The 25,028-nt window shown below is 62.9% G+C and carries 22 protein-coding genes and 1 tRNA gene; 9 read left to right on the forward strand and 14 right to left on the reverse strand.

The genetic code is table 11. The features are described 5' to 3' along the window. Positions 1-6: 6 nt before the first annotated feature. The 6 genes from LDN82_RS00140 to LDN82_RS00165 are packed head-to-tail and all read right to left on the reverse strand — an operon-like array spanning position 7 to position 7,700. Positions 7-1,857, reverse strand: a complete 1,851-nt coding sequence (locus LDN82_RS00140) for a protein kinase (protein WP_224094523.1) — start codon at positions 1,855-1,857, stop codon at positions 7-9. After that, positions 1,854-3,311, reverse strand: a complete 1,458-nt coding sequence (locus LDN82_RS00145) for a penicillin-binding protein 2 (RefSeq protein WP_224094524.1) — start codon at positions 3,309-3,311, stop codon at positions 1,854-1,856. Before LDN82_RS00145 ends, LDN82_RS00140 begins: the two co-directional genes overlap by 4 nt. Continuing rightward, positions 3,308-4,738 (reverse strand): FtsW/RodA/SpoVE family cell cycle protein, encoded by a 1,431-nt coding sequence (locus LDN82_RS00150; protein ID WP_224165946.1) that lies wholly within the window; start codon positions 4,736-4,738, stop codon positions 3,308-3,310. The genes LDN82_RS00145 and LDN82_RS00150 overlap by 4 nt, the downstream gene beginning before the upstream one ends. Further along, positions 4,735-6,462: a protein phosphatase 2C domain-containing protein gene (locus LDN82_RS00155; RefSeq protein ID WP_224165947.1), complete on the reverse strand. Its 1,728-nt coding sequence runs from the start codon at positions 6,460-6,462 to the stop codon at positions 4,735-4,737. Before LDN82_RS00155 ends, LDN82_RS00150 begins: the two co-directional genes overlap by 4 nt. Positions 6,463-6,465: 3 nt before the next feature. Continuing rightward, the gene (locus tag LDN82_RS00160; RefSeq protein ID WP_224095160.1) at positions 6,466-6,945 is read right to left on the reverse strand and encodes an FHA domain-containing protein; all 480 of its coding nucleotides are present in this window, start codon (positions 6,943-6,945) and stop codon (positions 6,466-6,468) included. 5 nt (positions 6,946-6,950) lie between these two features. Beyond that, complete coding sequence (locus LDN82_RS00165) at positions 6,951-7,700, reverse strand: DUF3662 and FHA domain-containing protein (protein ID WP_216924342.1); 750 nt, start codon at positions 7,698-7,700, stop codon at positions 6,951-6,953. Between the two features lie 386 nt (positions 7,701-8,086). Between LDN82_RS00165 and LDN82_RS00170 the strand changes: the two genes are divergently transcribed. Further along, positions 8,087-8,169 (forward strand) — tRNA-Leu (locus LDN82_RS00170). 130 nt (positions 8,170-8,299) lie between these two features. Here the strand turns inward: LDN82_RS00170 and LDN82_RS00175 are convergent. Both LDN82_RS00175 and LDN82_RS00180 read right to left on the reverse strand, forming a co-directional pair. Continuing rightward, positions 8,300-8,998, reverse strand: coding sequence for an FCD domain-containing protein (locus LDN82_RS00175; RefSeq protein ID WP_224094525.1), 699 nt, complete (start codon positions 8,996-8,998; stop codon positions 8,300-8,302). A gap of 10 nt (positions 8,999-9,008) precedes the next feature. Continuing rightward, a complete protein-coding gene (locus tag LDN82_RS00180; RefSeq protein ID WP_224094526.1) occupies positions 9,009-10,136 on the reverse strand; it encodes a mandelate racemase/muconate lactonizing enzyme family protein in 1,128 nt (375 codons plus the stop codon). Between the two features lie 187 nt (positions 10,137-10,323). Between LDN82_RS00180 and LDN82_RS00185 the strand changes: the two genes are divergently transcribed. Further along, positions 10,324-11,316 carry a hypothetical protein gene (locus tag LDN82_RS00185; protein WP_224165948.1) on the forward strand — a complete coding sequence of 331 codons (993 nt, stop codon included), beginning with the start codon at positions 10,324-10,326 and terminating at the stop codon, positions 11,314-11,316. Positions 11,317-11,354: 38 nt separating this feature from the next. Here LDN82_RS00185 and LDN82_RS00190 read toward each other — a convergent pair whose 3' ends face one another. After that, a complete protein-coding gene (locus tag LDN82_RS00190) occupies positions 11,355-12,089 on the reverse strand; it encodes a TetR/AcrR family transcriptional regulator (RefSeq protein WP_224165949.1) in 735 nt (244 codons plus the stop codon). Between the two features lie 107 nt (positions 12,090-12,196). Here LDN82_RS00190 and LDN82_RS00195 point away from each other — a divergent pair, with 107 nt between their 5' ends. Then, the gene (locus LDN82_RS00195) at positions 12,197-13,573 is read left to right on the forward strand and encodes an NAD(P)/FAD-dependent oxidoreductase (RefSeq protein WP_263422277.1); all 1,377 of its coding nucleotides are present in this window, start codon (positions 12,197-12,199) and stop codon (positions 13,571-13,573) included. Positions 13,574-13,644: 71 nt separating this feature from the next. Here the strand turns inward: LDN82_RS00195 and LDN82_RS00200 are convergent, their stop codons facing one another. Further along, complete coding sequence (locus LDN82_RS00200; protein WP_224165951.1) at positions 13,645-14,208, reverse strand: hypothetical protein; 564 nt, start codon at positions 14,206-14,208, stop codon at positions 13,645-13,647. Positions 14,209-14,308: 100 nt separating this feature from the next. Here LDN82_RS00200 and LDN82_RS00205 point away from each other — a divergent pair, with 100 nt between their 5' ends. Then, on the forward strand, positions 14,309-14,701 hold the full coding sequence (locus LDN82_RS00205) for a VOC family protein (protein WP_224165952.1): 393 nt from the start codon (positions 14,309-14,311) through the stop codon (positions 14,699-14,701). Between the two features lie 50 nt (positions 14,702-14,751). Here the strand turns inward: LDN82_RS00205 and LDN82_RS00210 are convergent, their stop codons facing one another. Next, on the reverse strand, positions 14,752-15,201 hold the full coding sequence (locus LDN82_RS00210; protein WP_224165953.1) for a DUF5997 family protein: 450 nt from the start codon (positions 15,199-15,201) through the stop codon (positions 14,752-14,754). Positions 15,202-15,234: 33 nt separating this feature from the next. On the opposite strand from LDN82_RS00210, the gene LDN82_RS00215 reads away from it, so the two are divergent. Next, entirely contained in the window at positions 15,235-15,960 is a 726-nt protein-coding gene (locus LDN82_RS00215; RefSeq protein ID WP_346347106.1) for a LysR family transcriptional regulator substrate-binding protein, read from the forward strand. A gap of 118 nt (positions 15,961-16,078) precedes the next feature. On the opposite strand, the gene LDN82_RS00220 is transcribed toward LDN82_RS00215, so the two are convergent. Then, positions 16,079-16,777, reverse strand: coding sequence for a GntR family transcriptional regulator (locus LDN82_RS00220; protein ID WP_224165955.1), 699 nt, complete (start codon positions 16,775-16,777; stop codon positions 16,079-16,081). Positions 16,778-16,886: 109 nt separating this feature from the next. Between LDN82_RS00220 and LDN82_RS00225 the strand changes: the two genes are divergently transcribed. From LDN82_RS00225 to LDN82_RS00240, 4 genes are read left to right on the forward strand one after another with little or no spacing between them, the layout of a single operon-like run. Then, positions 16,887-17,645 (forward strand): 5-oxoprolinase subunit PxpA, encoded by a 759-nt coding sequence (locus LDN82_RS00225; protein WP_224165956.1) that lies wholly within the window; start codon positions 16,887-16,889, stop codon positions 17,643-17,645. A 51-nt stretch (positions 17,646-17,696) separates the two neighbouring features. Further along, positions 17,697-19,031 carry an MFS transporter gene (locus LDN82_RS00230; protein WP_216924323.1) on the forward strand — a complete coding sequence of 445 codons (1,335 nt, stop codon included), beginning with the start codon at positions 17,697-17,699 and terminating at the stop codon, positions 19,029-19,031. A gap of 18 nt (positions 19,032-19,049) precedes the next feature. Then, positions 19,050-20,717 (forward strand): 5-oxoprolinase/urea amidolyase family protein, encoded by a 1,668-nt coding sequence (locus LDN82_RS00235; protein ID WP_224167601.1) that lies wholly within the window; start codon positions 19,050-19,052, stop codon positions 20,715-20,717. Between the two features lie 7 nt (positions 20,718-20,724). Beyond that, positions 20,725-22,500 (forward strand): biotin carboxylase N-terminal domain-containing protein, encoded by a 1,776-nt coding sequence (locus LDN82_RS00240; protein WP_224165957.1) that lies wholly within the window; start codon positions 20,725-20,727, stop codon positions 22,498-22,500. A 129-nt stretch (positions 22,501-22,629) separates the two neighbouring features. Here the strand turns inward: LDN82_RS00240 and LDN82_RS00245 are convergent, their stop codons facing one another. Beyond that, the gene (locus tag LDN82_RS00245; protein WP_224165958.1) at positions 22,630-23,886 is read right to left on the reverse strand and encodes a D-arabinono-1,4-lactone oxidase; all 1,257 of its coding nucleotides are present in this window, start codon (positions 23,884-23,886) and stop codon (positions 22,630-22,632) included. A gap of 129 nt (positions 23,887-24,015) precedes the next feature. Continuing rightward, positions 24,016-25,011, reverse strand: coding sequence for a bile acid:sodium symporter family protein (locus LDN82_RS00250; RefSeq protein ID WP_224165959.1), 996 nt, complete (start codon positions 25,009-25,011; stop codon positions 24,016-24,018). Between the last annotated feature and the right edge of the window lie 17 nt (positions 25,012-25,028).

A 25,028-nucleotide genomic window follows, 5' to 3' on the forward strand; every position in this document is an offset into this window, starting at 1 on the left:
GGCTACTTAGTTGCTCGGGCTGCCGGAGCCGCTGGGGCTGGCGCTCGGGGACGTCGGATTGCTCGGTACAAGCGACTTGGACAGGTGGTATGTGACTACCGAACCAGCCGCAACCTTTGTTCCAGGGGCCGGCTCGGACCGTACGAAGGTGCCTGGTTTCTGGCCGACGGCGCCATTGACGGGATCGCCCGGGACCCACCGCAGGTTCGCTGCTTCGATCAGTCCCCGCACCTCTTCCTCGCTGAGGCCGACCCCGATGCTGGGCACGGACACCATTTCCGGACCCTTGGAGTACTGGACAGTGATAACTTCCCCTGGATCCACGGGACCCGTGGGGTTAAGGTCAGTTACCGTGCCGGCGGGGGCAGTGTTGAACACTTCCTGCCCGTTGACCTGCAGGCCCAATCCAACAAGCTGGCTGCGGACAGTCTCAAACGGTTGTCCAAGATACTCCTCAGGGATCAGGTTGATCTTCTGGGGGGTGGACTGCGTCGGTGTCGGGGAGGGGGCCTGGGACGTCTGCGTTGGTGTGGCCGATTGCGACGTTGGACTTGCGCTCCGGCTTGCGCTTGCAGAGGTGGACTCGCCCGGACCGGGATTCGGGGAGAAGAAGCCCGACTGTGAAATCAGGAAACCAACCAGTGCGAAGAGCACCAGCAGGATCAGGGCAACGAGTGGCCAGGTCCAGGGGCTGCGCTTCTTACGCTCAGGCTCGACGTCGTCGTAGTTGTCATCATCGCTGTAGATGACTTCTTCTTCGTCGTTCAGCTGCCGCTCTGCCTCCAGCGCATTCGCCCGCGCCAAATGGTTGTCCGCGGAAGCGCCGGCGGCTCCAACAGCCGCACCGGCTGCACCTCCAACGGCGGCGGTTGCGCCGAGCACCGGAAGTGCGGAAGTCGACGTCGTGGAATGCTCCTTGCCAAACGGCGAGGTAACGACGCCGGTGGGGGCCGTAGCAGTATTGACCGGTGCCGTGATGGGTCCGGTAGCGGCTTCGAAGAGGAGCATACCCGGCACCGCGGCGTGGGCAGTGGTGATATCGCCGTTGCGGATAGCCTCGGCGGCCTCCGCCAGCTTGATGGCGTTGGCTGGACGGTTCTTTGGATCCTTGGCGAGCATCGACATCAGGAGGGCACGCACCGGCGTGGGCAGCGTCTCCGGAAGTGGTGGCGGAGCGTCGTTAACCTGTGCAAGGGCAATGGCGATCTGGGATTCACCGGAGAACGGACGGTGGCCGGTGAGGCATTCGTAGCCAATGACGCCCAGCGAGTAGATGTCAGACGAGCCGGTGGCAGTTTGTCCTGTTGCCTGCTCGGGAGCAAGGTACTGGGCGGTGCCCATGACCTGGCCGGTCTGGGTCAGCGGCACCTGGTCAGCCAGGCGGGCGATACCGAAGTCGGTGACCTTGACGCGGTTGTCCGGCGTGATCAGGAGGTTGCCCGGTTTGATGTCGCGGTGGACCAGGCCCTGGGCATGTGCCACTGCCAGTGCGCGCGCCGTCTGGGAGATGATCGAAAGGGTCATGTCAGGTGACAGGACCTGCTCGCGCTCAAGGATGCCGCTCAACGGGTGGCCGGGCACCAGTTCCATGACGAGGTACGCCGAGCCGGCTTCTTCGCCGTAATCGAAGACGTTGGCAATACCCACGTGGTTAAGGAGTGCTGTGTGGCGGGCTTCGGCGCGGAAGCGCTGGAGGAAGCCGGGGTCCCCGGTGTATTCCTCCTTGAGCACCTTGATGGCAACGATCCTGCCCAGGATCTGGTCCTTGGCCTTCCAGACCTCGCCCATGCCGCCAATCGCAATGCGACTGGTCAGCTGGAACCTGCCGCCGAGTGTGATTCCCGAAGTAGGTCTCACTTATTCAACACCGCCTCAAAAATCTTCTTTGCGTTCGGACTGGTTAGCTTGGCGCCTGTGAGCACATCCACACCTTCCATGACGATGGTGACGGCCACTTGCGGATCGTTCGCCGGGGCGAACCCGGTGAACCAAGAGTTGTTCAAACCTGAATCGCCGAGCTCGGCGGTACCCGTCTTACCGGCTACCTGGACCCCCGGGACAGCAGCGCCGCTGGCGATGCCGTTGGAGACCGCGCTGCTCATCCACTGGGTGATCTGGTTCGCGATGGGTTGGGTCGTGCTGGTGCGCAGGGCCTCTGGCTTGAACTCGCTGATCACCCGGAGGTCGGGCGCACGGACTGTCTTGACCAGGTTGGGCTTCATCTGCACACCACCGTTGGCAATTGCCGCAGTCATCAGGTTGATCTGGAGCGGGGTTGCCTTGACGTCGCGCTGCCCCACTGAGGACTGGGCAAGCTGGGCCTGGTCCAGGTCCTTCGGGAAGACGCTGATGGCCTGCTGGAGCTTGAGCTGCTCGCCGAAGGTGTCCCCGAAGCCGAACTTCTCTGCCTGATCCCGGATGGCGTCCTGGCCCAGGTCCAGCGCGATGCTCGCAAAGGGAGTGTTGCATGACTGTTCCAGGGCGAAAGAGAACGTTGCCGTTTCGCGGACGTTGCAGTTGCCGCCGGCGTAGTTGGGCAGGCTCGCACTGGATCCAGGCAAGGGCAGGCTGCTGGGGTTCGGCAGTTCGCTGTCCTTGTTGTACTTGCCGGAATTCAGGGCGGCCGCAGTGTCCACGAGCTTGAACACCGAGCCCGGGGACAACAAGTTACCCGTAGGCCCGCTGAGGTTCTGGTTCAAGTTGATGCCGGGAATCTTGTTCAGCTCGGCGTAGTTGGCCGCTGCGGCAGCGGTGTCGTGTGTAGCAATCAGGTTGGGGTCGTAGGACGGCTTGGAAACCATGGCAAGGATGGCGCCGGTTTTCGGGTTGGTCACAACGATCGAGCCACGCTGGCCCTCGGGGATGAGGTCGTAGGCAAGCTGCTGGATGGCGGGATCGAGCGTGAGTTCCACAGAGGCGCCCTTGGGCTCATTGCCAAGGAACATCTGGCTGACGCGGTCCAGGAACAGTTGGTCGGAGTTGCCGGCCAACTGGTCGCTGAGGGACTGTTCGAGCCCGGTGGAACCAAATCCCCTGGAGAAGTATCCCGTGATGCCCGCATAAAGTTCCGGCTGGGTGTACTTGCGTTGGAACGCGCAGGACTCGTTACCCGGAACGGACTCTGCAATCGGTTTACCGGCGACGATGATCGCCCCGCGGTCGTTGCAGAATGTTGCCAGGATTGCCCGCTGATTCCATGGATTGGCGTTGAGATCGTCAGCGCCAATGACCTGGACATAGCTGATGGCGCCGAAAATCAAGGCGAACATGGCGACGGCAGCCATCCACGAACTTCTAATTGCCTGGTTCATGGATGCTTCACCGCTTCCGTGGGCGCGCCCGGCGTGGGTACGGAAGCTGACTTGCGGGCGGCCGGGTTGGTGCTGCTTGCAGGAGGTTTATTCACCATCGGAGTGGTATCTATGGGCCCGCGGGCCGTGTTGGAGATCATGAGCAGGAGGCCGACGATTATCCAGTTGGCCAGGAGGGAGGATCCACCGGCGGCCAGGAATGGCGTGGTGAGGCCGGTCAGCGGAATAAGTCTGGTGACGCCGCCGATGACCACGAAGCACTGGAGCGCGATTGCGAAGGAGAGCCCGCACGCCAGCAACTTGCCGAACGCATCCCGGGTGCCGAGTGCGGCGCGGAAACCGCGGGTAAAAAGCAACAGGTAGAGCATCACGACAGCGAACAGGCCGATGAGGCCGAGTTCTTCGCCAATGAGTGCCACGATCATGTCGCTGTTGGCGAAGGGCACCAGGTCCGGCCGGCCTTGGCCAAGGCCTGTGCCCACAAGGCCGCCGTCAGCCATGCCGAACAGGCCTTGGACGATCTGCCCGCTGCCACCGGGTGACCTGCCAAAGACTTCGGGAGTGAACGCGTTGATCCAGCTATCGATCCTGAAGGCAACGTGCGAGAAGATCCTGGAAGCAATGAATCCGCCCCCAAGTATCAGGGCAAGGCCGATCACCACCCATGAGATGCGGCTCGTAGCGACGTAGATCATCACAATGAAGAGGCCGAAGAACAGGACTGACGATCCGAGGTCGCGCTGGAATACGAGGACGCCAATGCTCACCAACCAGGCAGTGATCATGGGACCCAGGTCCTTGAACCGCGGGAACTGCATGGGGCCGATTTTGCGTCCGGCCAGCAGGATGAGGTCCCGGTTGGAGGATAGATACCCGGCGAAGAATATTGCCAGGGTGATCTTGGCAATTTCGCCTGGCTGGAACGTCATCGGGCCGATCCTGATCCACACGCTCGCACCCAGTACTTCACCGGCAGAGATGCCCGGAACGAGCGGCAAAATCAGAAGGAAAGCACTCGCTGCCAAGGAAATGTAGGTAAACCGGCGCAAGATGCGGTGGTCCTTGAGGAACCAAATCACAGCGATGGATACCGCCATGGCAATGAGCGTCCAACGGAGCTGGTTATTACCGGTATCGTCCCCTGGACCGTCCATGCGGTGGATCAAAGCGAGTCCGAGCCCGTTGAGGGCAACAACGATCGGAAGTATTACTGGATCGGCATACTTAGCGCGTAACCTCAGGACTACGTGGAAGGCAAAGGCAGCGACAGCAAGCAGGCTTGATTGGAACCAGAAGTCGCTGTCGAGTCCACTTTCGGAATTGATGCTCACCAGAGCACTGGCGCCGATGCCAACGGCAAGCGCAAGCACGATAAGCACCAGCTCAACATTGCGGCGCGGTTTGGCCGCGGTCTCAGTCTGGATCATTTTGCCGCCTCACAGGGAGTCGGTACGGGCGAAGGCGTAGGGCTGGCAATGGCCGCTGTACTGGGAATTGGAACACTGGTTGTCGCTGACGGAGTCGGGGAAGGAGTGGTGCTGGGGCAGGTTCCCGACGTACTGCCGTAGTTCTTCAGGTTCTCCACAATACGTTGCGCATCATCAAGGTCTCCGGCAGGAACGGTCTGCCGAACACTCTGTTGACCATACTCGGGAAGGGACTCAACACGGAGGTCGGTGACAGCCTCGAGCCGGGACAACTGGATGGGGCCGAGCCGCTGCGAAATGCCGTTGAAGATTGCTACACGGGAATCGTACTCTCCAACGTAATAGCGGGTCTGCGTCCAGGCGTAGCCAAGCCATAGGCCCACCACGACGCCGAGCACAAGAACAGCTGCGACGGCGGGCATGAGCCAGCGGATGCGGCGTCGTGCCGGTTCTTCGACTTCCAGACGATCCTGTTCGGCTTTGTGGGTGAGCACAGTAGCCGCACGTCGAGCAACGGTACGCCCTGCCACAGTGGGGATGGATCCGGTCTCGGCCGCCGTAGCCGCAGCACCCACAAGCTCATGGGGGCGGCTGGCGAGTTCCTCGCGGAGGACCTCAGCGGAAAGATGCTCACCCAGATGCGGGTCAGTAGTGGTGGGCGGTTCTTTGGAGGTTCCGTCTTCGTCAGCGGACTCAGCCTTCTCCGCAGATGAGTCGCCCTCCGTAGCTGGGCCGCCCTCCGCCGTTGGGTCGACAGGGCTGGAGGATGAACCGGCGTCGGCAACCTTGCCATCATTGGGCGCAGTTGCCTTAAGCTCGCCCGGACTGGCGTCTGCTGGCTTGGTGGCGGAGGGACCTTCTGTCGGCTTGCCTGCAGCAGATGATTCCGACCCGTCCACCGCGGCAAGCGCCGCAGGAGGAACGACGTCGACGGCGGCCGTGTTGACGTCGTCGACGGTCTCCTCAACGATTTCCAGCACGACCACGGTGACGTTGTCCGGAGCGCCGGCTTCCAACGTGAGATTAACGAGGATTTCTGCGCATTCCCGCAGGTCCTTGGTTTCCCGGAATACCCGCTCCACCACGTGCCCTGCCACATAGTTGAGGCCATCCGAGCAGAGCAACCAGCGTTCGCCCGGTTCGACGTCGAGGGCATCCAAGTCCAGCTCAGGGCTGGCGTCGACGTCACCCAGGACGCGCATCAGGACGTTCTTGTGGGGATGTGTTTCGGCTTCTTCGGGGCGGAGCCGGCCTTCATCAATAAGGCGTTGAACGAACGTGTGGTCAATGCTGACTTGCTCGAACTTCTTGTTCCGCAGGCGGTAGGCCCGGGAATCGCCGATGTGGGCGAAATGGAGTTTGCGGCCCTCGAGGAGCAGGGCGGTGACGGTGGTGCCCATGCCGGAAAGCTTGGGATTCTGATGAACCAGCTCGGACAGCAGCGAATTGGCGGTCTGGATCTCATCGGCGAGGATCGTATCGGCGCCCTCGGGGTAGTCATCATGATCGAGGTGGATCATGTCCAGCACCGTGGAGGCCGAGGCGACGTCTCCGCCTGCATGTCCGCCCATTCCATCGGCAACGACTGCAAGATGGCGGCCCACATACGCGGAGTCGTCATTCTTGGAGCGGATCCGTCCGACGTCGGATCGCGCGGCGTAGCGCATGATGAGTGGGCGCTCCGTAGGCGTTTCCTTGCCTTCCGGGGTCTCGGGAGAGGCCATGGACTACGGCCTCAATTCAATAACCGTCTTGCCGATTCTCACGGGAACGCCAAGCTCCACCGGCAGGGCACGGGTGAGCTGCTGATCGGCCAGGTAGGTGCCGTTGGTGGACCCAAGGTCCTCAATGAACCAGCGGCTGCCCTGCGGGAACAAGCGTGCATGCCGGCCGGAAGCGTAGTCGTCTTCCAGGACCAGCGTGGCTTCCTGCGCGCGGCCCAACAGGATGGGGCTTGCCGCCAAGGGAAGTGTGGTGCCCTTGAGGGGGCCCTCAGTGACCACCAAATTGCGCGCATGCTGGATGGCGGGCGGCGGGGAAGCTGCCAATTCGGGGTGCTTGCGGACCTCGCGTGCTGTCGGGGCTCCGGTCACAGCCTTGCGGCCGATCTGGAAGTCGCGGCGCATGGTGGACACGATGCTGAAGATCAAGACCCACAGCAACAGCAGGAAACCGAAGCGAAGTGCCGTGATGGTCAGTTCGCTGATGTCGTTCACGCGTGGCCACCCAGGGTCTGGGGGAGGAGGCGGAAAATGATCTTGGTACGTCCCATCGTGATGGTTGAGCCGTCAGTGAGCTCCACGCTGCCGTCCACCTTGTGACCGTTGACGTAACTGCCATTGGTGGAACCAAGGTCAACGGCCCACGTAGTGCCGTTCTGGGTGCGGACCTCAAGGTGCTTCCTGGAAACTCCGGTGTCATCCACCAGGATGTCCGCTTCCGAAGAGCGGCCCAGCACGACCGACTGGGCATTGAGGGAATAGCGCTGGCCGGCAATGTCCAGGACAGGCTGGAGTCGGGTGGGCTGCCGGGCGGGTGCAGCTGGAACATTCGGCCGCGGGGCTTGTGGTGCGGCAGCGGCGTCGTCGGAGGATTTCTCGGTCCGGGAAGTTATTTCGAAGTGACCGGCGCGTTCCTCCTCATTTCGACGGAACGAAATCCGGACCGCGCCCTGGAGAGTGTAGCCCTGGCTGCGAACGTGCTGGATGACTACATCGCACAGTTCCTCAGCCAGTGGAGTCCCCCACTCCTGGGCACGTCCAAAATCTTCGTCGCTGAGGAGGACATCGAACACATTGGGGGCGAGAGTGCGCCCGGCTGCGATGGTGATGGACTTATTGTCCAGCTCGCGCCGTAGCTTGCTCGCGATTTCCACAGGCTCAACACGTGCCCGCGACCCCGTGGAGAAGACATTGCGGACAGCCTTTTCAATGCCGCGCTCGACTTTGTCCAGCAAACCCATGGTCCTTCTCCTTTCCTCGCCGCGGCACCCACTGTGCCTGGTTCAATACTCGGTGCTTCGACCCGTCCACGCACACAGCAAAGTGAGCGCCGAACGGCCCTTCCACTTCCCGATACTACTGGGAGTGTCTGGGAATGGCCTTAATCCACAACGCCTTACGACGCGGAAAAGTTCGATTCCGGCCCGTTCTGCCGGGGGAGCCAGGGGGTGAAATTTCCGTGCCGTTAAGCAAAAGTTGTATGGCTTGGGCACCTCCCAGCAGCGTTGCCCACAGCCCGGCAGCGACTCGATTGGTGTTTTGTCTGGAATGTCCGTTATGCTTGATCTCGCTGCTTTTGAAGGAAACGAAGCTGGGAGACCGGTGGAAGTCCTGAAAAAGAAGTTGCGCGCGAGTGGCGGAACGGCAGACGCGCTGGCTTCAGGTGCCAGTATCCGAAAGGGTGTGGGGGTTCAAATCCCCCCTCGCGCACGCAATTGAAAGAGCCCCGGTCTTAGGATCGGGGCTCTTTTGTTGTTTCCCCAACTCAGTCGCAGTAGTGCGCGTTTAGACGGCTCTAAACGCGCACTAATGCGACTCAGTTGGGCTGCGAAGCGGGAGGTCAGCCGCGCGGCGAACCCTTGAACCGGCGTCGTGAATTGCTCAGGTGAAGGCGCATCGCTGCGGCGGCAGCGGCTGGGTCGCGGTCGGCGATGGCTGCGTATATAGAGGAGTGCTCGTGGACCACTTGTTCGAACCGTTCCCGGGAGTCCTGCTCTTCACTGCCCAGGAGGCGCGTGCGTGGCATGGTGATCATTGTTTGACCCAGGGCGGTGATGCAGTCCGTATAAAAGGGATTGCCTGACGCTGCAGCAACGGCCCGGTGGAATTCGAAGTCAGCCTTCATGGAGTGGGCCGGGTGGCCCGAACTCGCGGTGAATTGCTCCAGTGCACCATGCACTGCCTTCAATTGATGGCCCGTGTGGTTCAGGGCCGCCAAGGCTGCTGCTTCGGTCTCGACGCCGATCCGGAAGTCGAGCATCTGCAGCCGCTCTTCCATGCTGGATACCGGACGGGTTCCGGGGGCCTGCGTAGGTCCGTCCGCCGGCGGGGTCAGTGCGAAACTGCCCCGTCCACGTTCAGTTTCGACAAGTCCTTCAGCCTGCAGGCGGGTCAGGGCGGAGCGGACCACTGTCCGGCTGACGCCGAATTCGCTGATGAGGGTGTTTTCGCTGGGGAGTTTCTCACCTGGCTGGATGACGCCGTCGACGATGCGGGTGCGAAGGTCGGCGGCGAGATCCGCAGTCAGGTTTCGGCTCATGGGTTCAAGATTACGCGCCGAATTCCACGGATTCGGTGGTCCAGGCGCGGGCCTGCCCGCTCAGCGTAACGCCCAGTCCGGGGCGGTCCGGAACGATCATCCGGCCATTTTTGGTCTCCAGGCGTTCCTCAAAGAGGGGATCCAGCCAATCGAAGTGCTCCACCCAGGGTTCCCGCGGATAGGCAGCGGCCAAGTGCAGGTGGATCTCCATGGCAAAGTGCGGAGCCAGGCCAAGACCGCGCTCATCCGCAAGCGCAGCGAGGCGCAGGAACTGGGATATGCCGCCAACGCGGGGTGCATCGGGCTGGATGATGTCACAACTGTTGGCGTTGATAAGGCCCTTGTGTTCCGCCACGGAGGCCAGCATCTCGCCCGTGGCGATGGGCGTATCCAAAACCTGGGCAAGGTGCGCGTGGCCCTCAAAATCGTAGGCGTCCAGCGGCTCTTCGATCCAAATGAGGTTGAATTCCTCAAGCTGGCGGCCCATGCGCAGGGCAGTCGCACGGTCCCACTGTTGGTTGGCGTCCACCATGAGCGGTACGTCCCAGCCGATGTGCTCGCGGACGCCGGCCACGCGACGGAGGTCTTCCTTGGAATCCGGGAGGCCAACCTTGATCTTGATGCCACCAATGCCTTCTTCAATGGACTGCGTTGCGCGTGCCTTGACCTCTTCCAACGTGGCGTTGAGGAAGCCGCCGGAGGTGTTGTAGGTCTGCACGGAGTCGCGATATGAGCCCAGCAGTTTGGTCAAGGGGAGTCCGGCGCGCTTGGCTTTGAGGTCGTAAAGCGCGATGTCGATGGCAGCCAGGGCCTGGGTTGCAACGCCCGAGCGGCCCACTGATGCTCCGGACCACAGAAGCTTGGTGTAGATCCTGCCGATGTCGTTGGGGTCCTCGCCAATGATGCCCTCGGCAACCTCCTTCGCGTGGGCGTACTGTGCGGGACCGCCGGCGCGTTTTGAGTAGCTGAACCCGATGCCGCTGTGGCCTTGCTCCGTGGTGATCTCGGCGAAGAGGAACACTACTTCGGTCATCGGCTTTTGGCGGCCCGTGAACACCTTGGCGTCGCTGATGGGCACGGTGAGGGGCAAACGGGCCGTTGACAGTTTGATGTGGCGAATGAGATCTACAGGGCTCATGGTTCTCCTAAGGTGCGGGCATCTTTGCCTGAAACTTAGGATACAAGTTATTAACTTGTAGTACAAGAAATTATGTTCCGCAAGCTCTGGCACGCCGTCAGGCCGGTGCCTAGACTGACAGCACAATCGGCGGAGCTCCCGCAGATGGCGGGGACGTGTTCCGCCGGAACCTGATCCAGGGAGCATCATGCGTCACTCAAACCACAGCACTGTCATCGCTCGGGGCAGATTCCTGCGCCGGGACCCGTCACAGCCCCGAACCAGGGCTGTGCGCCGCGTCTTCGCGGGCGTAGTCGCCCTTGTGCTCGCGGCCTTCTTCGGCCCCGCGCCGTTGGCCTCTGCCGCCCGGGCCACGGATTACCTCATCCCCCTGCCTGGAGCCTCATCGGCCGAAGGAATTGCCGCCGGCGCAGGAACGACGTTCTACGCCGGAGACTTTGGAAACGGAGACATCTTCCGCGGCGACGTCCGCCAGCAAACGGCGTCACTTTTCATCGACGTGCCTGATGGCCGGGCCGCTGTCGGGATGACCGCGGATGTGGGCAACAGCCTGTTGTTTGTCGCTGGGGGCGGGACCGGGCAAGCTTACGTCTACAACACAGATACACGCCAGACGGTCGCCGTGCTCCAACTGACCACCGGTCCAGCGTTTATCAACGACGTTGCTTTGACCCCTGAAGGCGCCTGGTTCACGAATTCCGTGGCCGCTGAACTGTACCTTGTTCCGGTTGGGCAGGACGGCGAACTCGGCAGTGTCCGGACACTTTCTCTGTCCGGTCCCGCGAATGACACGACGTCGCAGTTCAACCTCAACGGCATCGCAGCAACTCCGGACGGCGAGAGCCTCATCGTCGCCCATTCAGGAAACGGCGCCCTCTACACGGTCGACCCTGCAACGGGTGCAAGCGAAATAATCGAGGGCGTCAGCGTTCCCGCCGTCGATGGCATCGTAGTTAAGGGCAACCAGCTTTGGGCGGTGCAGAACATGCTCAACCAGGTCAGCAGGTTCGTGTTGGACGATGACCAGGAATCCGGGAAGCTGAAGGGCGTCATCACCAGTGGGCTCTTCAAGACTCCAACGACGGCGGCCCTGTTCGGTGACACGCTCGCCGTGGTGAACGCAAAGTTCTTCCAGCCGGGGTCCACAACGTTCGAGGTCGTGGTGGTTGGCGCCCGCTAGGCACGGGCGGAAGGGACCGCTGACGACCTCCTCAAAAACTACCCCCGCAGCGCGCCGAACCCGGTGATCAGCGCCTCAAGCCCCAAACTAAAAGCAACATCGGTCGGCCGTGGATGGCGCTCCAAGGCGAGTCTGTCCACGGCTGCCGTGAAGTTGGGCACCTGGTCCGCAAGCGAGCCGGCGTCGAAAATGTCCTCCGGCGCGGTGACGTCGTATGCGGCCCCGAAGACGAAGGCCTCCAACGCAACAATCGCCGAAATGATCTTCTCTTCCGGGAACCCGGCGTCGCGGAATCCGGCGGTCACGGCCTCGTACATCGCCAGGGTCTTCGGAGCGTTCGCCACCGGAAGTACGGCAATAACGGGGATCAGCGGCGTGTGCTGCGAAAACACATCCCGGTAGGACCATGCCCAGCGGCGCACGGCCACATCCCACGGCTCCACACCAAAAGCGGACACATCAACCATCGCGGCCAAGTGGTCCTCCACCAGCAAGAGCACGTCGTCCTTGGAGGCTACGTGGTTGTAGAGGGCGGATGGCGCCACGCCCAGCGAACGTGCCAGGGCTGCCATGGTGAGACCGTCGTAACCCTTGCTGCTGATTAACTCCAGGGCCGCCGTCGTGATGCCGTTCTGGTCCAGGATGCGTGCCATGGGCCGTCCGGCGCGCCGCCGCGCCTTGCTGGCGGAAGCTGGGGCAGCGCCCGGCTCGGGTTCGGGCGCGGGTGTGGGTGCGGGCATCGGAAGCCTTTCTGCTGCCTGTATCTCCAGCATTATTCCATCGGGTCTTCCCACTCGCGGACTTGGCAGCTATTATCAAATATAAATGAATGCCATTCATTTATTGGTCAGCCACCACGGACGGCCACGGAGAGGACATCATGCAGAATCTTGATCGCGACGTTGTGATCGTCGGTGCCGGACCGTCAGGGTTGACGGCGGCACGCGAACTGAAGAAGGCCGGACTCAGCGTCGCAGTGCTCGAAGCACGCGACCGCGTGGGCGGCCGCACCTGGACCGACACCATTGACGGCGCCATGCTGGAAATCGGCGGCCAGTGGGTTTCCCCGGACCAGACGGCCCTCATGGACCTGCTGGACGAGCTGGGACTGAAAATGTACCCGCGCTACCGCGACGGCGAGTCCGTCTACATCGGCGCAGACGGCAAGCGCGTCCAGTACACGGGTGACACCTTCCCCGTTAACGAGCACACCAAGGCCGAGATGGACAAGCTCGTTGCCATCCTGGACGGGCTCGCCGCGGAGATCGGTCCCACCGAGCCCTGGGCGCACCCCAAGGCCCGCGAACTGGACACCATCTCCTTCCACCACTGGCTCCGTCAGAACTCCAACGATGAAGAAGCGTGCAACAACATCGGCCTCTTCATCGCCGGCGGCATGCTGACCAAGCCTGCCCACGCCTTCTCTGCGCTGCAGGCCGTCCTCATGGCCGCTTCCGCTGGGTCCTTCACACACCTGACGGACGAGGACTTCATCCTGGACAAGCGCGTCATTGGTGGCATGCAGCAGGTTTCGCTGCTCCAGGCCGCCGAGCTGGGTTCCGACGTCGTGCTTAACAGCCCGGTTCGCACCATCAACTGGGACGTCGACCGCGTGACGGTTGAGTCTGAGCGAGCCACGGTGAACGCGCGGTACGTCATCATGGCGGTGCCGCCAAACCTGTACTCGCGTGTTTCCTTCAACCCGCCGCTGCCGCGCCGCCAGCACCAGATGCACCAGCACCAGTCACTGGGCTTGGTCATCAAGGTTCACGCTGTTTACAGCACGCCGTTCTGGCGCGAAGAAGGCCTCTCGGGCACCGGTTTCAGCGCCGGCGCCTTGGTGCAGGAGGTCTACGACAACACCAACCACGGCGACTCCCGCGGCACGTTGGTGGGCTTCATTTCCGATGAAAAAGCCGACGCCGTGTTCGAGCTCAGCGCCGAAGACCGCAAGAAGGCCGTCCTCGAGTCCATCGCCGGCTTCCTCGGCGACAAGGCCCTCACCCCCGAGGTCTACTACGAGTCAGACTGGGGCTCCGAGGAATGGACCCGCGGCGCATACGCCTCCAGCTACGATCTCGGCGGCCTGCACCGCTACGGCAAGGACCAGCACGCCAACGTCGGACCGATCTACTGGTCCTCGTCGGACCTCGCCGCGGAGGGCTACCAGCATGTGGACGGCGCGGTCAGGATGGGCCAGGCAACCGCTGCCCGGATCGTCGAGGCCAACAAGTTGAGCGCGCTGCCGGTCGGCTAGGCAAAGCGCCTGGGACACGCGCCGAGATGGCACTTAACACCCATGTTCGCGCCTAGCATTGGTGTTAAGTGTCACCTCGGCGCGGGTTGTCCGGCCCTCGGCACCCCTGCCGCACGCTCCGCTTCGATGAGTGCTTGGGCCAGGCGCTCGACGGCGGCCTGGTAGTCAGTCCCGGGTGTCACCCGGCAGCGTTCAGCCTCCCGCATGGCGCGGGCAAGGGCAGCTGTCTCGGCCATCCTGACGTCCGTCATTGCCGGGAAATCTATTGCCTGCCCGGGATCGAGTTCGTAGCGCTGCCACTGCTGGAGGACGCTCGCGTGGCGTGCGGCAGTTTTGGCAATACCACGACGACGCCGGGGCTCGGCTGCGTGGAGACGGTCAACCTTGCGGCTGGTAGCCAGCGTTGCTGCTGCAGCGGTCATCCCGACGAAGACCATGATCAGTCCGGCCGGCGCCCATTCCACTGCGGGAACCAGGATGGCCGGAAGAATCACGACCAGGCCGGCGAAGAGATCCCAGAAGATCGTGTCCGGTTCCGGGCCGCGCCCATGCGTGAGTTTTCTGTGGAGGACGAACGTTGTTGCCGCTGTTGCGAGCACCAAGGCTAGGCCCCACAGGAGCATCATGGCGGGCATTGGACCACCTCCAGGCGAGTACGCGCTGCTGTGATTTCAGTATGCGCCAGAGTGTTCCCACGCTGCCACTCTCTGGGTCCAGGGGCGTAGCCTAGGGCCCATGAGACTGAAAATGTGCAGCATCCACGTCAAGGACCCCGCTACGGCCCATGCTTTCTATACGGAAACGTTGGGCTTCGAAACCCTGATGGCCATGCCCGAGCACAACCTCTTCATCATTAAGGATCCCGGCGCGGACAACAGCGCAGACAACAATTCCGTGGGACTCCTGCTGGAACCCAGCGACAACCCGATCGGCGCCAACTACATGAACGCAGTGCACGACGCCGGCCTCCCCGCCATCGTCTTCGGCGTACCGGATGTGCAGGCCGAGTATGAGCGCTTGGTTGCAGCCGGCGTGACGTTCAAGGGCGAGCCCTCCGAGGATCCTTCCGGCATCAGCGCAGTGTTCGACGACGGCTGCGGCAACTTCGTGCAGCTACACCAGGACTAATTAAACAGCTGTGGCCGGGACCAACTGGTCCCGGCCACAGCCAGCTCATACTATGCGTGATCGCGTTTTGACGTCTTCGGGGCATCGCGCTTGGCTGCTGCGTTGTCCTTGGCTTCCTTGGTGGCTGCCTTCTTCGCAGCCTCTTCCTTGACGCGCTGTGCTTCGGCGCGGACGGCGGCGTGCGTGGCGCGCTCCACAACCAGCCACTGTGGTGGAGCCTGCAGCAGCTCGGTGATTTCCGCCGTCGTGAGTGCTTCTTCGACGCCACCGCGGGCCAGGCCGCTGATGGAGACGTTCAGCTTCTGTGCCAGTACCGGGCGCGGGTGCGGGCCGTTGCGGCGGAGCTCGGCGAGCCACTCCGGCGGGTTGGCCTGGAGTTCGGCGAATTCTTCGCGGGAGATGGACGAATCCTGGAACTCCTGGGGTGTCGCGGGCAGGTAGATGCCGAGTTTCTTGGCAACGGTTGCCGGTTTCATGGACTGGGAGTTCGAGGACGTCATGCTTCAAGGGTATCTGGCCGGTACTGTGAGTGTGTGCCAGACGCTGAAGAATCCGCCCAAATAACCGAGCCCCCGAGCGAGCTTCGCTTCGCTTATGTTGCGGGTGTGACGCCTGGGAAATGGATCCGGCGGTGGGAAGAGCGGATGCCGGACGTCCCGTTGCACGCGTTCATGTCCGACGACGGTGCGCAGCTTTCAGTTTTGCGCGACGGTTCCGCTGACCTTAGCTTTGTTCGGCTGCCCGTGGACCGGGAAGGCCTGAACGTCATTCCCCTGTATGAAGAGCAGCCGGTGGTGGTCGCTCCCAAGGGACACGAGATCTCCGTGTTTGAAGAGGTGGCGCTGGAGGACCTGTCCGAGGAGAATTTCCTGGACGTGGAGGAAATGGGCGGGCCGGATATGGCCTTACAGGTGGTGGCTTCCGGAGCCGGGTTGGCCATCCTGCCCATGTCAGTGGCCCGGCACCTGAACAACAAGCAGACAGTGATGCGGCTTCTGACCGGCGCTCCTGGAACTCAGATTGGCCTCGCTTGGCTTGCGGGAACAGATAGCCCGGTGATTGAGGAATTCATTGGGATCGTGCGCGGCCGGACGGCGCAGAGTTCACGCCAGCCGTCGGCCCGGCAGGAGAAGCCGAAGAAGGCGCCCAAGCCGGATCGTCGTGGGAGCGGGGCCAAGAAGCCCGCCGTGGCGCAGCGCTACGCCCCGAATCCGGACAAGGGCCGTGGCAAGGGTTCGCGCAAGAAGGGCAAGCGCTGACGCTCCTGCCCGGTTGCTCCGCGATATTGCGGCCTGATTTTGCGTCCTGGAGCGCAGCAATCGGCGAAAATTCGCGGTGCGGACTGAGGCAAGTGGGAGGGAGCGCAGCGAATCCCGGCTATTCGCCGTGGATCGCGGCCTGTTGCTGCTCTGACCTGTTGAGGTAGGCGAGCAGAAGGTCCCCGGCGCGCTCCAGGTCGCCGGATTCGAGTGCCGAGCAGATCTGCTCGTTTTCCTTTAGCCAGTCGCTGTAGAAGTGCGCGTTCATGGTGGCCTTGTGGAAGTAAAGACGCATCTCAGCGAGCACTTGGGCCATGATCGAGTTCAGCCTCCCGCTTTCGGCCAAGGCAACGATGGCCCCGTGGAAATGCTGGTTGGCGCTGCCGAGGCCTTCGTTATCGTCTGCCGCTGCTGCGCGCTTTCCCTCCTCGACGGCGGCCCTCACCGCGGCGATGCGCTCTGGAGAGCCTCCGGCCCGGATGGAACTGACCTCGATGGCCCTGCGCACGGTGTAGACATCGTGAATGTCGCCGGCTTCCAACGTGGCCACATAGACGCCCCGGTTCGGTTGCCGCACCAGCAGGCGCTCGCTGGCCAGTTCGGCGAACGCTTCACGGACGGTGTTGCGCGAAACCCCCAGGTCCTCGGCGATGGTGGCTTCCGTGAGCTTGGCTCCGGGCACGAGGAAGCCCTCGGCCAGTTGGTAGCGCAGTTCTTCGGCAACCCTCTCGGCAACCGAAGGCACTCGGAGGCGCATGCGGGCGCCAGCGCCGTCGATGCCGGCTTTTCCCCGTGGTTCCTGATCTGCACTGGCCATGACACCAAAATTACACGATTGCCAAAAATTAGGATCGCTGGATTGTTGAACAATCCGGAAATCTGGTGCATCCTTGATGTAACGCACATCACGAGGCAGGAATCACACCATGGCAGTCATCGACCTGAACAGCGACGTCGGAGAGTCCTTCGGGCGTTGGACGCTGGGCGACGACGCAGCCATGTTCGAATCCGTTTCCAGTGCCAACGTTGCGTGCGGATTCCACGCTGGCGACCCCAGCGTTATTCGCAGCACCTGCAAAAAGGCGGCTGAGGCCGGCGTCGTGATTGGCGCCCACGTCGGCTACCGGGATCTTGCAGGATTCGGCCGTCGCTTCCTGGACGTTGATCCCATGGAGCTGGCAGACGACGTCGTTTACCAGATCGGGGCCCTGCAGGCGCTGGCTGCCACGACGGGTGCGGGCGTCCAGTACGTGAAGCCCCATGGCGGCCTCTACAACGCCATCGTCAAGCACACGGCGCAAGCAAAGGCCGTCGTCGACGCCGTGAAATCGGTTGACCCCAACCTTCCGATCCTCGGCCTTCCCGGTTCCGAAGTCCTGCGCCTCGCTGAGGAAGCCGGCCTTCGTGGCGTTGCCGAAGCGTTCGCGGACCGCGCCTACAACCCGGACGGAACCCTCGTCTCGCGCTCACAGCCAGGCGCCGTCCTGCACGACCCCGCCGAAGTGGCGGAACACGTTTTGCGGATGGCCACCGAACAGTCCGTCAGGACGATCGATGGTTCCATCCTGAAGATCCACGCAGAAAGCATCTGCGTGCATGGTGACTCACCGGGGGCCGTCGCGATGGCCACTGCAGTGAAGTCCGCTCTCGACGACGCCGGCGTCAGCATCGGCTCGTTCCTCTAGACCTGTTTGAACCAGGCCCCGCAGCAAACCCCTCATCCCCCGGAGGAAACCATGACCAGCACCAACGCAGCCAAGGCCGTGACAAGGAAGCCACCGGCCGGCGCCCTCAAGGCATACATAGCGAGCCTCACCGGCACGTCGCTTGAATATTATGACTTCGCTATCTACTCCGTGGCTTCGGCCCTCGTCTTTCCCAAGATCTTCTTCCCCGGCAACGACGAGTTCGTTGCACTGTTGCTCTCCTTCTCAGCTTTCGCGGTGGGCTACTTGGCCCGCCCGATCGGCGGCGTCATCTTCGGGCGTTTGGGCGACAAGATTGGCCGCAAGTACGTCCTGGTATTCACGCTGGTGCTTATCGGCGTCGCGACCGTACTCATAGGTGCGCTGCCCGATTACTCAGTCATCGGCGTGGCGGCGCCCACCATCCTGGTTCTTCTTCGCCTCGCCCAGGGCATCGGTGTAGGCGGCGAATGGGGCGGAGCGGTTCTGCTGTCCAGTGAATTCGGCGACCCCAACAAGCGTGGCTTCTGGTCCTCCGCTGCACAGATCGGCCCGCCTGCGGGCAACCTGATGGCCAATGGCGTCCTCGCCATCCTGGCTGCTTCACTCAGCAACGAGGCCTTCCTTTCCTGGGGCTGGCGCGTCGCCTTCCTGGCATCCGCACTCCTGGTGGTCTTTGGCCTGATCATCCGCCTCAAGCTCGAAGAAACCCCGGTCTTCAAGGCAATCCAGGCCCACGGCGAACGACCCAAAGCACCCATCAAAGAGGTCTTCACCACTGAACCCAAGGCCTTGGTTTCAGCAGCGCTCTCCCGGGTCTGCCCGGACGTCCTCTACGCGCTTTTCACCGTGTTTGTTGCGGTGTACGCCACCAAGCAACTTGGCATGACCACGGGTAATGTCCTGGCAGCCATCCTCATCGGATCCGCATTCCAGCTGTTCCTCATTCCGTTGGCCGGCGCTCTTACCGACCGCTTCAACCGCCGCCTTGTCTACGGCGTCACAGCGGCCGCCACAGCCGTCTATATTCCCCTGTTCTTCCTCATGATCCAGGGCAAGTCAGTGGTTATGTTGACCATCGGCACGGTGATCGGTTTGGCGCTGCACGCGTTCATGTATGGCCCGCAGGCCGCCTTCATCACTGAGCAGTTCCCAGCCCGCCTGCGCTATGCCGGCAGCTCCCTGGCCTACACCCTGGCCGGTGTGATTGGTGGAGCTGTTGCGCCCATCATCTTCACTGCCCTCTACGGCGCGGCATCCGGCGGCTGGTATTTGATCGCCGGGTACCTCGTCCTGACAGCCGTTGTCACGATCGTGGGTATGCTCCTGGGCCGGGATCCGAAGCCTGAAGAAGACCTTCGCCTGCTGCAGGAGTCGGCCGCCTAATTGGCGACGAAGCGGATGATGGAGACCGTGATGCAAACGACCACTGCGAAGCAAACGACCACCGCGAAGAGGGTCCGGTCCGTGCGACCCGTCGGCACACGTGCCGTCCTTGCGGAACTGGATGGGCTGCAGGACGTACTGGCCTTGCAGGACATGCTCTACAAGTCTCCGCTCCCTGGCCAGGTAGACGTCCTGGCAGCAGCCGAAACAGTTATGGTGGTTGGCGAATCCGCAGCGGCAACCCGGGCCATCGGCGCCCGGTTGCTCGAACTGGAACTCGTCGCGACGGACGTTACCGATTCCGGGCTGGTCGTCATCGATACCGTGTACGACGGCGATGACCTCGCCGATGTCGCGGAGCTCACCGGGCTGAGCGTGGAGGGCGTGATTGCGGCCCACACCGGCCAGATTTGGACTGTTGCCTTCGCTGGCTTCGCTCCCGGATTCGGCTACATGGTGGGCGAGAATGAAGTCCTCACGGTTCCCCGCCGCCCTTCACCCCGCACGGCTGTTCCCGCTGGATCCGTGGCCCTCGGCGGCCAGTACTCGGCTGTCTATCCCCGGCGCTCTCCCGGCGGTTGGCAGCTGATTGGCCGAACGGGAGCCCGGATGTGGGACCTCGACCGTCCGCAACCGGCCCTGGTTCGGCCCGGTGACAGGGTGCAGTACCGGGCTGTTCGGGAGGTTGTCACGGCCAGTGCGGCGCATCAAGCTGAACCCGACTCGGATCACCACACGGACTCCGGATTACGGGTACTCAACCCCGGCGCTCAAAGCCTTATCGAGGACCTTGGCCGCAGAGGCTACGGGGCTTTGGGGGTCTCGGCGGCCGGCGCGTTGGATCGGGCATCGCTCCGGCGGGCCAACCGTCTTGTCGGCAACAGTTCGTCGGCCGCAGCCATCGAAACCGTCAATGGCGGGCTTACGGTGGAGGCAATCGGCGACCAAGTGATTGCCGTGACAGGTGCGCCCACCACCCTAACGGTCCAGTCGCCGTCGTCGGTTGAATTCGAAGAATCTGACGGCGGCATCCAGGACGCAGTGCGCAGCGTTCCCATGGCTGCTCCATTCGCGTTGCTCGACGGCGAAGTCCTTACTGTTGGACCGCCCGAGGCCGGTTTCCGGAACTATGTTGCAATCCGCGGTGGCATAGCGGTTCCCGAAGTCCTGGGGAGTCGTTCGGCCGATACGATGTCGGGGATCGGACCTGCGCCATTGGTGGTCGGGCAGGAGCTCCCGGCGGGCGACGCCACGGCGTCTACTGCGGTTGGAAGCCCGGAGCTGCAACCGGAATTTCCGGGTGCCAATGTCACCGTTCTCGATGTGGTTCCCGGACCCCGTGCTGATTGGTTTGATCAGTCCGCCATCGAGTCCCTAACAAGCCAGGAATGGCTGGTCACACCACAATCCAACCGCGTGGGCATGCGACTGGACGGTACTCCTCTCCAGCGCGCCCGCGAGGGTGAACTTCCCAGTGAGGGGACCATGGCTGGTGCCCTCCAGATCCCGCCCGCCGGCCTCCCCGTGCTGTTCCTGGCCGACCACCCCATCACCGGTGGTTACCCCGTGATCGGCGTGGTTCGCGACGAACACCTTGACCTTGCCGGGCAGGTCCCCATTGGCGGACGGATCCGGTTCCGGATGGTCCCCGATTCCCCCGACTTCACCAAGACCCCAGAGAAGTGAGTATTTGATGCGAAAGGTCCTGATTGCGAACCGCGGAGAAATCGCTGTTCGAGTCGCCCGAGCCTGCGATGACGCCGGCATTTCGTCCGTGGCCGTCTATGCGGACATCGACGCCGACGCAATGCATGTGGGTGCCGCGGATGAGGCCTACAGCCTGGTCGGAAACAGCCCTGCTGAGACCTACCTCAACGTCGCGAAGCTGCTATCCGTTGCTGAACAGTCGGGTGCTGACGCCGTCCACCCCGGGTATGGCTTCCTGTCGGAAAACGCCGACTTCGCGCAAGCAGTTCTCGACGCCGGACTCGAGTGGATCGGTCCGTCACCGGAGTCGATCCGACAGTTGGGCAACAAGATCACAGCCCGCGAGATCGCTGTCCGTGCTGGTGCACCCCTTGTAGCCGGCAGCGACGGGCCGGTTGCCAATGCTGCTGAAGCCCGGGCTTTTGCCGAGGAACACGGACTGCCGGTGGCCATCAAGGCGGCCTTTGGCGGCGGTGGCCGCGGGCTCAAGGTTGTCCGCGAACTCGCCGAAGTGGAGGAGGCTTTCGACTCCGCAGTGCGCGAAGCCATCACAGCGTTCGGACGTGGGGAATGCTTCGTTGAACAGTACCTTGACAGGCCTCGGCACGTGGAAGCGCAGGTCATCGCGGATACCCACGGCAACGTCGTTGTGGTGGGTACGCGCGATTGCTCCCTTCAACGCCGTCACCAGAAGCTCGTGGAAGAGGCGCCTGCGCCGTTCCTCACCCAGTCCCAGCAGCAACAGATCTATGACGCAGCCAAAGCAATCGTCCGCGAGGCCGGCTACTACGGCGCCGGGACTGTCGAATTCCTCGTCTCCGCGGACGGGGCCGTGGCCTTCCTTGAGGTAAACACGCGCCTGCAGGTTGAGCACCCTATTACCGAGGAAACGGCTGGGATTGACCTCGTTCAGGAGCAGTTCCGTGTTGCAGCCGGCCTGCCCTTGAGCATTTCCGAGGATCCCATCGCACGGGGCCATTCCTTCGAGTTCCGCATCAACGCAGAGGACGTTGGCCGCGGATTCCTGCCTTCCCCGGGCACAGTGGCATCGTTCCAAGCGCCCACCGGCCCCGGCATTCGCCTGGACACCGGCGTCCGCGCGGGCTCGTTTATTGCACCGCAGTTCGATTCGCTCCTGGCCAAATTGATTGTTACTGGCGCCGACCGCCAGCAAGCGCTGCGCCGCGCACGCCGTGCACTTGCGGAAATGGAGATCACCGGACTGCCCACCGTGTTGCCATTCCACCGCGCCGTTGTGGAGTCCGATGACTTTACGCCCGTAGCCGGGCTGAATGTTCACACCCGGTGGATCGAGACGGACTTTGCAGATCAGATCCCCGTTGATCCCGAATACAACATGGTTGCCCCTGGCGGCGTGCGGCGCACCATCACCGTGGATGTCGACGGCAAGCGGCTCGCGGTGGGACTCCCGGCTGATCTGCTGGAGGGTTGGGCCCGGTCAGGGCAGGCACTTCCGTCAGGCTCGGTGGTCACGGGGTTGCAGGGTGACTACGTGGGAGCCTCCGATTCTGGGGTAGCCCCGCCAGCGGAATCAGCCCTGGTCTCCAGCATGGCCGGCACCGTGGTGAAGTGGCTCGTGGAGCCCGGCACCGAGGTTTCTGCAGGCGACCCGTTACTGGTAGTCGAGGCCATGAAGATGGAAACGCAGGTGGCAGCCCACCGTGCAGGCACGCTCTCCGAGGTGCTCTCGGCACCCGGCGGCGTGGTGACCGCGGGAGCCGTATTGGCGCACATCCAGTAGTCCGGCCGACTTAACCCCGACGGCGGTCCAGCCCTTTGCGGGGAGCCGGGCCGCCGTCGTCGTGCGCGTTTGGTCAGGAGGGCCGCTGGGACGTCGCTAACCTGCTATTCCGTGGTGAGTAGCAACGGATCAGCGGCCAAGCAACGAGGTTGTGGCTCCCAAAATGCTGTCCAACAGGGGGTTGCGGAACTTGCCCGAGGGGTCGTTGGTGGCGGCGAGGCTGCAGAAGTCCTCGAAGCGTGGGTAGAGAGTGGCGAAGTCGTACAGGCTTGGCGTGAAGAGCTTGCCCCAGTGTGGTCGCGCGCCGAAGGGACGCAGTGCTTCCTCAACTTCCGGGAGTACCGCTTCCACCTGGGCCTGCAGTGGCTTCCATGTGAAGTGGAGGGCCACGCTTTGTTGCCGGTAGAACGGGCTGAGCCAGAATTCGTCGGCCGCTACTGTACGGATTTCGGAGATGAACAGCAGGGGTGCCAGCTTGTCCGCGAGCTCTCGGACAGCTTGAAGAGCCGCAGGTGCATGCTCCAGGGGCAGGAGGAATTCGCTCTGGAGTTCCTCACCGTTGCTCGGCGTGAATTCGTGGCGGAAGTGCGGCAGGCGGTCCAGCCATTTGCCGGGCTCGTCCAGCTGACCCGTACAGTTTTCCGCCGACATCCCGGGCAGCGGGTGCAGAGCGGCAGTAGCCGCGCTTGCACCGAAGAGGTTGGGCAGGGCTGGCTCGGTATCCAGGGCTTTGAACCACACCTGCGGGATGGCGTCTCCGGTGTAGTCCGTGAAGAAGCTGACGCTGTAGGCGGCCGACGCGATGTTCACGAAATCGGCCAGCGCCCGGTCCCACGGCAGGCCCGTGAGCACGCGCTGCCGCATCTGGTAGCTCGGCCGGACGGCCAGTTCCAGTCCTGTGACGATCCCCAGGGCGCCGAGTCCCACAACGCTGGCGAGGAATTCGTTGTCGTCCGGCCTAAGCGTCACCAGCTCGCCATTTGCCCGCACCAGGTCAATGCTTTCGACGGCGCCAGCCAGGGAGAGATTGCCGACACCGCTGCCGTGCGTCCCGGTTTGGATGGCTCCCGCAACCGAGATGTGGGGGAGCGAAGCGAGGTTGTGGATGGCATAACCCTGTTCCTCGACTGCCCGGCAGAGTGCGCCATAGCTGATACCGCCGCTGACTTTGACGGTGCCCTTGCCGGGATCAAGTGAGATCTCCTGGGGCAATGCATCCAGGAGAAGGTGCATGCCATCGGTGTCTGCGACGTTGTTGAACGAGTGACGGGAACCAAGGGCCTTGATCCGCGGCGCGTTCGCCACAAGCCCGCGCAGCTGGTCCACGGAGGTGGGCCGCTGGACGTCTGCGGACGAATACTCAAGGTTTCCTGCCCAGTTCTTCATTGAATGATCTTCCCGGTTGGCTACTTGTTGGCTTCCGTAATTGTTAACGTTCACAACTAATTGCGTCAAGGGGTGTCCAACTGGTTGAAGCAGGTATAAGTCGGGCTGCGGGACGCGAGCCCGGGGACGCTAGTCCTTCAGCGGGCGGCGAGCCAGCCATGCCGCTACAATCGCGCCGGAGATGTTGTGCCACAGAGAGAAGACGGCGGAGGGCAGCGCGGCCAGTGGACTGAAGTGCGCCGTGGCAAGGGTCGCGGCCAAGCCGGAGTTCTGCATGCCAACCTCGAATGCCAGGGCGCGGCGGGCTTTGTCATCCAGGCGGCCCAGTTTACCGGCGAGATAACCCAGGCCCAGCCCAAAGCCATTGTGGAGGACGACTGCCAGGAACACGATGGCGCCGGCTGCAACGATCTTGCTGGCGCTGCCGGCCACGACGATAGCCACGATCAGTGAAATCACGACGGCGGACGCCCAGGGAAGTGCCGGCAGCACCTTCGCGACGAGCTTCGAGAGGAAGAGTCGGGCGAGCAGGCCTGCGATGACCGGAAGCAGCACGGTCTTCACGATATCCAGCACCATGGCGCCAGCATCAATGTGCAGGAACGAACCGGCCAGCAGGAGAGTCAGGGCAGGCGTGACGACGGGAGCGATCAACGTAGAAACCGAGGCGACAGCCACCGACAGTGCGACGTCGCCTTTGGCCAGGAACGCCATCACGTTGGACGCCGTACCGGACGGTGCGCAGCCCACAAGAATAAGGCCGACGGCGAGCTCGGGCGGAAGCTGAAGCAGGACGGCAATCAACCAGCCCGCGCCGGGCATGATCACATAGTGCGCCACGATGCCGAGTGCCACAGCCCAAGGACGCCGCGCCACAGAAGCGAAGTCGGGCGGCGTCAGCGTGAGGCCCATGCAGAACATGATGACGCCCAGCAAATAAGGAACGGCGACGCCCATGGGCTTGAAGAGTTCCGGAAGGAGGAATCCGAGGACGCCAGCCAGCACAACCAGGAGTGGGAAAACCGTCACGGCTATCCGCGCGATCCTGGCCTCTGCGGCGAGAGCCGGGTTGACGGGAGCCGCGGCCCCTGAAGTCACTGTCTGGGAATTCGTTGCCTCAAGCATTTATCCATGCTCACATT

Source organism: Arthrobacter sp. StoSoilA2, from assembly GCF_019977195.1.
Classification (GTDB): Bacteria; Actinomycetota; Actinomycetes; order Actinomycetales; family Micrococcaceae; genus Arthrobacter.